This window comes from Holdemanella porci, assembly GCF_019052655.1.
GTDB classification, from domain to species: Bacteria; Bacillota_I; Bacilli_A; order Erysipelotrichales; family Erysipelotrichaceae; genus Holdemanella; species Holdemanella hominis.
Genome location: NZ_JAHQVB010000002.1, coordinates 69283 through 79673, shown reverse-complemented (window position 1 = coordinate 79673; position 10391 = coordinate 69283). Strand labels below are relative to the sequence as shown.

The window sequence follows — 10391 nt, the reverse complement described above, 5'->3', positions numbered from 1 at the left end:
AAGATTCCGATTTTGTAGGAGGACGTGTTCTATGTATATTTATCTGTACATTGATGTTGCCATGAGTATATTGGCTTTAGTTGAATTGCTAAAAATTACATTATTGATTATAGAAAAATGTAAAAGACACTAGTTCACCTTCCCCAAAGGATTAAACTAGTGCCTTTCGACATAAAATAATTCAGAGGATCCACTGTATCCAGTAGTCTTTCTGTATGATTATTAAACAATTGATATATATAAAAGTCAAGACTAATCTTGTCTAATTCACTGAAATAGAAACAATTGAAATTGATTCATAATAGGGGTTGGCGACTGGATGTAGTATGGCTACCCTTGGAATGAAAAGGATGATATCTTGAGTTCTTAAAGATTCCGATTTTGTAGGAGGACGTGTTCTATGTATATTTATCTGTACATTGATGTTGCCATGGGTATATTGGCTTTAGTTGAATTACTAAAAATTACATTATTGATTATAGAAAAATGTAAAAGACACTAGTTCACCAAACGCAAAGGATTAAACTAGTGTCTTTACATTAGAAAAATACAGAAAAACCACTGTATCCAGTGGTTTTTCTATTTGGCTTTATGCAAGAATATATTTTTTTAAATTCGTGACTTAATTTCATAAACATTTCATAAATGATGAAAGAATGTTTTTGGATAAGGAGTTGGTTTTTTTGATACATAATGCTTATGCATATATCACGAGAAAGAAAGTAAAGACGAGTATCTTGTTTTTGATACTTATGATTATTCTTCTAAGTCTTTATAGATGCTTGAGTATACTTTCATCCAATTTACGAATGGAAAATCTTTAAATGAGGTGAGTCTGAGTTCGATTGTAGTACAAAAAAAGGCTGGTTCTGAATTTGAAAACCAGTATTTTAATAATTCTGTATATGAATATGATTTTGTTTCTAAGCTAGAAGATACTAAGGCAGTTTCTATTAAGCAGGGTGTAACACTGGATTCTTTACCTGAAGAATATAAGAATGTAGTTTCAGTAGTTGGAACAAATAACACTTCAAAAAATGTTTTATTTCGTAGTGGAGTATTTACTTTAATTTCAGGAAAAAATATTAATTCTAAGGATAGAAACTCTATTCTTATTCATTTGGATCTAGCTAAAAAAAATCATTTAAAAGTAGGGGACACAATATGTTTGAATTCTCATACTTTTACAATCAAAGGAATTTTTGAAGGTAAGAAGCATGAAACATATAAAGGTTTATCTTCGGATTTAAGTGAGAATACCGTATTTTTGGATTATCATTTTTTAGATACGAAAATGGTCCATAAAATGACAGTTTTCTCGAAAAAAGAAAGTAGGCTTAAACAAGTTTAATCCTTAAATCCATCAAGTGAATATGTTGTGTCTAAAGATACGAATGCCTATAAATCGTCTTTAGAATCTATACAAAGTATGAAGCACATGATTCAGATTCTATCTTGTTCTATCATTGTGTGTGGACTTGTTGTCTTATCTTTGGTATTGGTTCTAGGGTTAAGAGATCGCATACATGAAATGGGTGTCTTGTTGTCTATAGGAAAAAGTAAGATGGAAATCATTGTTCAATTTATATTAGAACTTGTATTTATATCCTTTCCATCAGGAATCATTCTATGTGCTTTTAGTGTAATTAAACATAATACGTTATGCTTCATATTAAGTCATGGCTTGTTGATGAGTATTATTATCGTTTCTGTACTAATGGCGAATCTTATGATCATGATCAAAAAGCCAAGCTAAAAATCTAAGTCTACAACTTCTTCCTTACTCCTTAATTATATCCCTATGCTTTTCAGCTATTGTCTCTTTAGTGTATGCCAAATCCATTAAAAATCATGTAGTTGAAATCAAAAGTGTAACCGATCAAATGATGGCATTAGATAAGAAGGCTCGTCTAGAAACTGATTCGAGTTATGAAATTGGGCAGTTGAAGGCACAAATTAATGATTTGTATGAAACACACTTCTTGATTCGATTTCCAATCTTGAATTTAAAAATAAAGAGATTCTAAGATTAGATAAAATAAAATACAATTTCTTTAAAGGACCAGTCACGAATTAAAAACGCCTATGCAAGTCTTAAAATCATCTTAAAAAAAATGAAATACAATGTGGGAAAAAATAAAAATAGAGATGTTTATATTGATGAATGTATTGATTTAGTTGATCATTTAACTAAGAATATACAACAAATCTTATCTGAATATTCCATAGAAAATCTAAAAGACGATGAAGAAGTGGTTCAAATCAAAGATATCCTGTCTAGTGTACTTGAAAAATATGATGTATTGATTCACCAAAAGGAATTAAGAATTCAAAATGATTTAAAAAATGAAACAATGTATATTGGCAAGGCAGCTCTAAATATCATTTTGTCTAACCTTATTAGTAATGCGATCAATTATACGCATGAAAAGGATACTATTCATATTGGAATCGAACAAGGCTATTTCTTTATTCAAAATAAACAAGATCCAACCCAATCTAAAGGAAATGGTCTAGGTTTATATATTGTTCGTAATCTATTAGATAATTATAAAATGAAATATGAAACGATTGAAGGAGAAAAATTTATCTTCGAGATTAAATTGAAGTAACAGCTCTTTTAAAGTTGTTGCATTACGTCGCGTACTAACACAAAATGCAAGTTAGAGGTGAAAACCTGCTAATTATTTATGAGATATTAAAACAATTACTGCTTCAATTACTCAAGAAAATAAAGTGGTAAAACTCATTTTGTTTGAGTAATTACCACTTTTGTTTTAGTCTAACATTTCTAGATAATTCACATTTACATATTGATTATATAATGGCTCATCATGAATAATTGCATTTTGAAAGAATTGATCGACATCTTCATAGTTTTTATCATCCATCGATATATAGAATAAATCATCCTCGTATTTAGCTTCGATAATATAATCTTCTCCATTGATTTCTAAGGCGAGTTTACATGGCTTTTGTAGAACATAGTATAGATCAAATAGATCTATGTAGTCTGAATCAAATTGAATAAGCGAATATAAATCGAGTACGATATGTTTAATGATGGCAAGATCACCAAAGAAGTCCGAATAAATCAATCTTTGCGACTGGAATTCCTTCGCAATCAACAACAATTGAATGGCTTGATCTTCATTACCTTCTTCTACATAGATCTTTGCTAGCCTAGAATAGACTTCGGGAACAGGATCAAACGTATTCGTTGCTCCTTGTAGTAAAGGATATAAACTCTTAATGATTTGTACATATTTTGGATAATCTTTTTGTACATAATAGCCATTCTTATACATATCTGCCAATTTATAGGCTGCCACAATATTTCCTTGATCACTCGCAAGTTTATAGTAGTGAAAGGCCTTCTCATAATCGGGTTGTCCCACGCGTCCATAATAGTAAATGTAGCCTAAACATTCATAGGCATCTACATAGTTTAATTTAGCAGCCATTAAATAATAGTCTTCCGCAAGATCAAACTGTTTTTGTCCATAATACCAGACACCCAGTTCCACCATATATTCTGGATTGTTTGTTTCTTGAATTAAAAATTCCAGGGCATTTATAAACTGGATATCATCCTCATATTTGGAATGCACCAAATCATAATAATCATCTAGAACTTGTTTTGCACTTTCGATTGTGAATGCCATACTATCTAAACCTTCTTTATTTTCTTATATTCGATTTCAAAAATTGGAATAAAAGGTTTGTTGATCTCTTTATTCCGTGATTTCTTGCTTAAGAAACCCTCCAACATCTCTTTTATGCCATTTTCAGTTAATTCATCCTCCACACAATAATATTTTGGAGAATATTGCCAAATTGAATAATTATCATTATACATTTCTTCTAGCCTTGCACAATAGGAGCGCTTGCGGTAATTAAATAAATATACAATTTCTTCATTTGTGTAGATATCCCTTAATATGGTTCCTAGTGGATAATAATTGTAGTATTGTACATTTCTAGAAACGTAAACATCTTCTTTTAGTTTCAACACTTCTTTGTTTTCTTTCTTTAACTGTTTATTCACATAACGATTCACATTCGTATTAAAAATATATTTTAAACTATGTGGATTCGGCTCGATTTTTCTTTCTATATCTGTATTAATGAATAGATTTAAACCTTTTAACTCGATATCACCATTTGTATTTGAACACACATATCCATATATTTTATCGCCTTGAATTTTTGATAAAAAGTAAAGGGAAGTATTATATTCCACTATATCTCCTATTTCAAATGTAAATTCAATGTTTTCAAATAAAACAATATGATGTACATCACTATTTTTCAATAATTGAATCTTTCTTTGGATTTGAATCAAATCTTTGCTTGAGACTTGTTTTAAAATTCCTTTGATATTCTGGATGGGAATTCGATACACATTGTTTAAATATAGATAGGAATCGCTAAAGGCACCTGTTTCCTTATCTTTATGTCCATCTTGTAAAGTATATTGAATCTTTGGATTCTTTTTCTTTGTGCTTCCGGCATAGCCATATAAATAGTCTTTATCTTTTTTTATGATCAAATAGGGTCGAATACGATGGGGGTGATTTATATCCACCAAATTATCTTCGCAAACGGGCATACGACAAAAGACAAGATATCCAGGCTGAATGGTTTGAAATAATTTGTATTGTTCATCCAAATAATTGGTAGATTTTGCAACATACGTTTGTTTCATCTTTTTTGGTGGATTTAAATCCTTCTTTTGTTTCATCTTCGTTGGAGCATTTACATTTTTCTTTGGTTTGATCTCAATTGGTTTTTTACAATGAAATAATCGTTTAAAAATTTCTATGATTCGCATACTTCTTCCTCTTAGGTATAATTCTAACACATAGGTTCAATTTTTTTCGATATCATACTATAATAATTATAACAATCTCAAGGAGAAATAAAAATATTGCCAAAGCATTTGTTTTGGCTTCTCATTGGATTGAAAAAAGGGTACGATGAATCCCTTTGAAGATATATAAAGGAGGAGTTTTTTTTGGTGCGCTTATTGGAACATGCAAATCGTTATAGTAAAGAAAAGGTTTTTGATTGTTATAAAAGAACATGTCAAAATGATTATTGGGACTATGATTCCATGACAAGAAAAGAAATGTTTGAACGCATGATTGAAACCTATACCCCTGAGTATTTAGTTTCTATTTGCACAACATGGGAATTAAAGGTATTAAGAAGATTATTACGCAACCAAGACTTAGAAGACGATCGATATCGTTTTGAAAAACATGCATTAAGCTCTAAGTTTTTATATTTTGATAAAGAATTACCTGAAGAATTCAAAAAGAATGTCAAATTAGCTGTTAAAGATATTGATTTAGATCAGAAGGCAGAAAAAGATGAACCAAGCTTAGTCATTCTTGGAATTATACGTGCCTTTGGCATCATTGAACCATCTTTGATTCAAGCCGTATGTAGTGCTTGTGCATACGATTATAAAGCCATTATTGAGGGAAAACTCTTCAATTTCTGGGCGTATTTAAAAGAAGACTATGAATTAATTGATCATAGTTTAGCTAATGAATATGTATATTGGGATTATAAAGATCTATTGTTTAACATTCGCAATTGTCGTATCGAACGCGAAAGATTCGAACCAAAATTCTTAGATCGAGACAGCTACATTTCTATCTTTTATCATGGTTTTGATGCGACAAATCCAGATATTAAAAAATTTTTTACAGCTGTTAAAAAAGAAGTGCAGGACATCACAAAGTTTAAGGATGAATTGTTCAACAATTTGCTTCGTGGTACTGTGAATGAAGAAAAGATCGATTTAATTCCATTCTTTAATGGATTCTCAGATTCTTTGACAAAGCGCTATCGCAAAGCTGTTGTACAAATTTCATTACCAAATTATTATGGACTTAGTATGAAAGGCTATAAAGAAGCACATGAGCACGTATCTTTTAATGATAAGTTTCGTACTCTAAATGAGAAACAAACGTATGCTTATTTAGATCAAAAAGATACACGCCTATTCTATAAGTTATATTTTAGCGTCTTAGATTATGTGAATGCTTTGGAACAAATTATCCCAAATAAGAAAATTGATCCCAATAATTATATTGAACCCGATGAATTGGTCAATCTAATCGAGGTGTTCTGGAAAGAAAAAGATCGTTTTATTGATGGCTATGTTCAAAAGAATCCTTTAAATCTAACATATCGTAATTTGAATATTATAAAAGATTTTAAATATGGCATGCGCAAAAACTTTTTGTTGGCTGTCTATGAAAAGAACTATACAGTATTAAATGATGAAGGCATCAACTATATGGTCAAGGGTTTAAATGAAAACTTAGATAAATTTATTCCGGCCGAAAAAACACCTATGTTGATTCAAACTGCTATTATGCCATTTAATGGGATGATCATCTATGATGGTTTTATTTCAACGGCCGATATGCAGCTTAGCCAAAAACTTGTTTCAAAGGCATTTGAAGATTATAGTTACGGACAAAAGATTTACTCGTTGTTGCCAAAAAATATGAATTAAAAGGAGAGTTATGAGCTCATTAATACAAGAAATCAATCATTATCGAAAAGAAGTTGTGTACAGTCAATTTTTTCAGATATGTTTTCCGGATGACGTGAGTTGTGAAAAAATTACTCGTAAACAAATGGTTGAGCTAATTATTCAACAATATACACCAGAAAATATTGTAGATGTTTGTACAGTAAAATAACTAAAACTTTTAAAACGAATCGTGAAAACAATTATAAAGAAGTGGATGTTCGTAGTATGCCATTTGAAAAGGTGGCGCTTTATCGAAAATATTTATTATTTGAAAATGAAATTCCAGACGAGCTGAAGGAAAGTGTTATTGAGGCTTTAAAAATTGTGGATTTTGATCAAAAAGAAAAACAAGAAGAACCTTTACTTTGTTTAATTGGATTTATTCGCAGTTGTGGAGCTATTGATCTCATGGTTGTTCAAAGGCAAGCACAAAAGTATGGCTTGGATCTTAGAAGTTTGGAAACCAATCCATTATTTAATTTCTGGACATACTATACATTTGATTATTTGATTCCAGATGATGCTTATGGAGAAGCTATATTGTATTATGATTCAATTCCATATATGGATGTGATCGCAAATACGCGTCTAGACTATGAATTGCTGGCTCCTGTGTTTTTAAAACCAGAAAGCTATCTGTCTATTTTCTATAATGGGTATGATGATGCGGATCCAGATGTTCATGAATTATTTGATCATTTTAAAAAGAGTGAAGATGTATTTGATTTTCTAAAAATGGAACGCATTCTTGAATGTATTGAATCATATCGTATGACTGAACATTTGATTACAATTTTTCCAAAATTAGAACAATTTGATCCGAAAACAAAAGAATTATTCAAAAAAGCTATATATAAAATGCCGATGCCATATTTAACAGGCATGGCACTGCAGCGTTATCCGTCAAAATGAAAAGGTAGAAATCAAGTTTTAAGATTTCTACCTTTTTCCTATAGTTTTAATTGTTGTCTACCACAATCTTACCGGATTGAATGACTCTATTAATTTTTCTTACGTTTGAAATGTTCTCTAATGGATTTTCATTTAAACAAACTAAATCAGCCTGTTTACCAACTTCAATCGAACCATAGTCCTTTTCAACTCCAACACATCTTGCGGAATTGATCGTGGCCATCTTTAAGATATCCATGTTTGAAATATCAAGTCGAGCCAAAAGCTCCATTTCATAAGCTGTATTTGAATGGTAATTAAATGGCGTTCCTGCATCTGTGCCTAAGGCAATCTGAATACCTTTTTCATAAGCTTTCTTAACACTTTCAACATGGGCATCCTTGACTTTTAACGTCTTATCCACCATATATTGGGCTACACCATTTTCTACACCTTTATCGATAATGCATTGGGGAGCACAAAGGGTAGGGACTAAGAATGTATTATGTTCTTTCATCAGTTCTAAACATTCATCATCTAAAAAACAACCATGTTCAATGGAATCAATGCCTGCATATAAAGCGTTTTTAATACCTTGTAATCCTTGGGCATGGGTAGCTGTTTTTCTTCCGGCCTTATGTGCCTCTTCAATCATGACCTTCATTTCATCCACAGTAAACTGGGCATTACCAGGCTCAACACCCTTGGTCATAACGCCTCCTGTAGCCATCATCTTAATCAGATCCACACCGCTTCTAAGCTGTGTACGAACGGCTTTTAAACATGCATCTTTACCATCGGCTTCAATGCCTTCTTGCCATCCATGACCGCCTGTCATACAAATAACTTTACCAGCACAATACATATGAGGTCCTTCAATCACATGGTTGTCAATGGCCTCTTTAATTTGTAGGTCATAGTTTTCTTCTGTACCTACTGCACGAATAAAGGTAACACCAGATTCTAAATATTCTTTACAGTGTTTTTGGGCATAGAAAGCTTTTTCCATTAAAGAAAATTCTTTTTTTGAGTCAAATCCAACCGGTGCTATATTATTAGTACACCACTTTAAAGTTATGCCCATCAAAGTAAATTCGTTCTATATATTTTCTCCAGAATGCGCGCTTATTTTCTGGATTTAGCTTTGAGTAAAGCTCTTTTACATCTACATCATGTAACTCAAGTAGTTTGTTTGATTTAGGTTTCATCTCTTGCTTAATTGCTTCAATTTCGTCTTGTAGCTGCTTATATTTTGTATCAAACTCTTCTTTAGTCAATACACCATCAACATACAAATCTTTTAAACGTGATATTTTACTCTCTGTATTTGCTTTTTTGTTTTGTAATTTAACTTCATCAGTGTTTTCAGGTTTAAGAGATGCAGATGCAATTTCATTACATTTTTTGATCATGTCTTGTAGCACAAATTCTTCAATTTTTCTTTCTGAGATACAATGCTTATTATCACAAATACCATTTTGTGTATGGTTATAACATCTGTAATAATTAAGTTTGTTGTCTTTCCATTTTCGATAAAAACCAGCCATTCGTCTACCACAATGAGAACAAGTCATTAAACCTGTAAAAAGATATACATGGTTTGTTCTAATACTTTTTATATTTCTACTTAAAAGTTCCTGAACCTTGTCAAATTGTTCTACTGATATGATTGGGTCACAAAAATTATCATTTAATCCGCTTGGATGCTTACCGCAATAAATAGGATTAGAAATTCTAGAATTTTTGAATGCAGTGTACCCAATTGTTTCATCTGGATGTTGTTCGTTCCACCATTTACATGTACCAACCAATGATTGGTATTTTAGATAGTGCTCAAACATTTCCCTCATCCAAACAGATTTAACTGGATCTAAAACAAGGTGCTTGTTTTTCTTCATATATCCATAAGGGATTTGACCTGATACAATTTCACCTTGCTTAATCTTGTAAGCGAACACATCATTAATACGTTCTGAAACTTTTTCTCGTTCACGTTGAGCTAATGATAATTTTAAGTTGAAGATAAACTTACCATCTGCAGTTGAAGTGTCAATGTCATCTTCATTGATTGCTTTGATTGATACATCTTTTTTAGTAAGTTCCTTAACAACTATATTTGCATCCAACAAGTTACGACTAAATCTATCAAGTTTAGTGAATAGAATAATGTCACCTGGCTTAGCTTCTTCAATCATACTTTGGAATGCTTTACGTTTAGTGATTGAACCTCCTGAGATACCTTCATCTGAATAGATATTTCTGATTTTCAGATTATTTTCTGAACAATACTGCTTAAGACTCTCTAGTTGCGCATCTAGAGACATACCGAATTTTACTTGATCTTCTTTGGACACTCTTGTATAAAGTAGTGCTTCCATATATTACCTCCTACGCAAGTATTATAGCATATTCGCGTAAGAATCAATTTATATTATGAGAAGAAACAGTTCTCGCTGGCATAATGTTATGATCAATAATGCATCTAGATTTAAGTAGCATGGGATCTATCAACACTTATGTGTGGACGTATGGACCTGAGATAGAAAACAGCATTATGTTCTTCTCTTTTTTTCGCGTAGGCATCAAGTTATATTGTGAAAAGAATCACAAATAGGAGGATAATATTATGGATTGGTTTATTTCAAGTACAGGAATGTTTGTAACAGATTGTATGGCAGCATTTGGTTGCATTGTTATGGGATATTTAATTGGACATGGCAGAGGACTAAAGGAAGCTAAAAGACTACACAACAAGAAAGTGCAAGATAACAAAATCACATTTATCAGTATTGATGATTTGAAAGAGAAGTAGTCTTTGAAACAGACTATTTTCTTTTTCTTCGCGAAAAATACAAGTCATGTTATGAGAAGAATAGTTAGTTTAAATGGTAAAACAATTGTCTAGTTGACAATAGAATTCGGGTTCGAGTCCCGTACTATTCTT

General features: G+C 31.4%; 12 protein-coding genes and 1 tRNA gene. 9 read left to right on the top strand and 4 right to left on the bottom strand.

What is annotated here, in order from left to right; translation table 11 throughout:
- Positions 1-778 precede the first annotated feature (778 nt).
- From KTQ83_RS01020 to KTQ83_RS12675, 4 genes are all read left to right on the top strand, one after another.
- Positions 779-1351, top strand: a complete 573-nt coding sequence (locus KTQ83_RS01020) for an ABC transporter permease (RefSeq protein ID WP_217256708.1) — start codon at positions 779-781, stop codon at positions 1349-1351.
- A 27-nt stretch (positions 1352-1378) separates the two neighbouring features.
- A complete protein-coding gene (locus KTQ83_RS01015) occupies positions 1379-1756 on the top strand; it encodes an FtsX-like permease family protein (RefSeq protein ID WP_217256709.1) in 378 nt (125 codons plus the stop codon).
- A 70-nt stretch (positions 1757-1826) separates the two neighbouring features.
- Positions 1827-2027: a hypothetical protein gene (locus KTQ83_RS12680; protein ID WP_186999661.1), complete on the top strand. Its 201-nt coding sequence runs from the start codon at positions 1827-1829 to the stop codon at positions 2025-2027.
- Between the two features lie 87 nt (positions 2028-2114).
- Positions 2115-2612: a sensor histidine kinase gene (locus tag KTQ83_RS12675; RefSeq protein WP_217256710.1), complete on the top strand. Its 498-nt coding sequence runs from the start codon at positions 2115-2117 to the stop codon at positions 2610-2612.
- Positions 2613-2777: 165 nt separating this feature from the next.
- Here the strand turns inward: KTQ83_RS12675 and KTQ83_RS01000 are convergent, their stop codons facing one another.
- Entirely contained in the window at positions 2778-3665 is an 888-nt protein-coding gene (locus tag KTQ83_RS01000; protein ID WP_186999660.1) for a tetratricopeptide repeat protein, read from the bottom strand.
- Positions 3666-3670: 5 nt separating this feature from the next.
- Positions 3671-4834 (bottom strand): hypothetical protein, encoded by a 1164-nt coding sequence (locus KTQ83_RS00995; protein WP_217256711.1) that lies wholly within the window; start codon positions 4832-4834, stop codon positions 3671-3673.
- Between the two features lie 183 nt (positions 4835-5017).
- Between KTQ83_RS00995 and KTQ83_RS00990 the strand changes: the two genes are divergently transcribed.
- From KTQ83_RS00990 to KTQ83_RS00980, 3 genes are read left to right on the top strand one after another with little or no spacing between them, the layout of a single operon-like run.
- Complete coding sequence (locus tag KTQ83_RS00990) at positions 5018-6535, top strand: hypothetical protein (protein WP_217256712.1); 1518 nt, start codon at positions 5018-5020, stop codon at positions 6533-6535.
- Between the two features lie 10 nt (positions 6536-6545).
- Positions 6546-6725, top strand: a complete 180-nt coding sequence (locus KTQ83_RS00985) for a hypothetical protein (protein ID WP_217256713.1) — start codon at positions 6546-6548, stop codon at positions 6723-6725.
- The gene (locus KTQ83_RS00980) at positions 6710-7468 is read left to right on the top strand and encodes a hypothetical protein (protein WP_217256714.1); all 759 of its coding nucleotides are present in this window, start codon (positions 6710-6712) and stop codon (positions 7466-7468) included. The genes KTQ83_RS00985 and KTQ83_RS00980 overlap by 16 nt, the downstream gene beginning before the upstream one ends.
- 46 nt (positions 7469-7514) lie before the next feature.
- Here KTQ83_RS00980 and KTQ83_RS00975 read toward each other — a convergent pair whose 3' ends face one another.
- Complete coding sequence (locus tag KTQ83_RS00975) at positions 7515-8456, bottom strand: metal-dependent hydrolase family protein (RefSeq protein ID WP_244975708.1); 942 nt, start codon at positions 8454-8456, stop codon at positions 7515-7517.
- A 46-nt stretch (positions 8457-8502) separates the two neighbouring features.
- Positions 8503-9825 (bottom strand): recombinase family protein, encoded by a 1323-nt coding sequence (locus tag KTQ83_RS00970; protein ID WP_217256715.1) that lies wholly within the window; start codon positions 9823-9825, stop codon positions 8503-8505.
- 248 nt (positions 9826-10073) lie between these two features.
- On the opposite strand from KTQ83_RS00970, the gene KTQ83_RS00965 reads away from it, so the two are divergent.
- Both KTQ83_RS00965 and KTQ83_RS00960 read left to right on the top strand, forming a co-directional pair.
- Entirely contained in the window at positions 10074-10259 is a 186-nt protein-coding gene (locus KTQ83_RS00965; RefSeq protein ID WP_217256716.1) for a hypothetical protein, read from the top strand.
- Between the two features lie 58 nt (positions 10260-10317).
- A tRNA-Thr gene (locus tag KTQ83_RS00960) sits at positions 10318-10390 on the top strand.
- Position 10391 lies beyond the last annotated feature (1 nt).

What these genes read in the sequence shown, in the direction of transcription:
- KTQ83_RS01000 (WP_186999660.1), bottom strand. Translation starts at nt 3,665, where the DNA reads ATGGCATTCACAATCGAAAGTGCAAAACAAGTTCTAGATGATTATTAT.
- KTQ83_RS12675 (WP_217256710.1), top strand. Translation starts at nt 2,115, where the DNA reads ATGAAATACAATGTGGGAAAAAATAAAAATAGAGATGTTTATATTGAT.
- KTQ83_RS00985 (WP_217256713.1), top strand. Translation starts at nt 6,546, where the DNA reads ATGAGCTCATTAATACAAGAAATCAATCATTATCGAAAAGAAGTTGTG.
- KTQ83_RS00965 (WP_217256716.1), top strand. Translation starts at nt 10,074, where the DNA reads ATGGATTGGTTTATTTCAAGTACAGGAATGTTTGTAACAGATTGTATG.
- KTQ83_RS00975 (WP_244975708.1), bottom strand. Translation starts at nt 8,456, where the DNA reads ATGGAAAAAGCTTTCTATGCCCAAAAACACTGTAAAGAATATTTAGAA.
- KTQ83_RS00995 (WP_217256711.1), bottom strand. Translation starts at nt 4,834, where the DNA reads ATGCGAATCATAGAAATTTTTAAACGATTATTTCATTGTAAAAAACCA.
- KTQ83_RS00970 (WP_217256715.1), bottom strand. Translation starts at nt 9,825, where the DNA reads ATGGAAGCACTACTTTATACAAGAGTGTCCAAAGAAGATCAAGTAAAA.
- KTQ83_RS01020 (WP_217256708.1), top strand. Translation starts at nt 779, where the DNA reads ATGCTTGAGTATACTTTCATCCAATTTACGAATGGAAAATCTTTAAAT.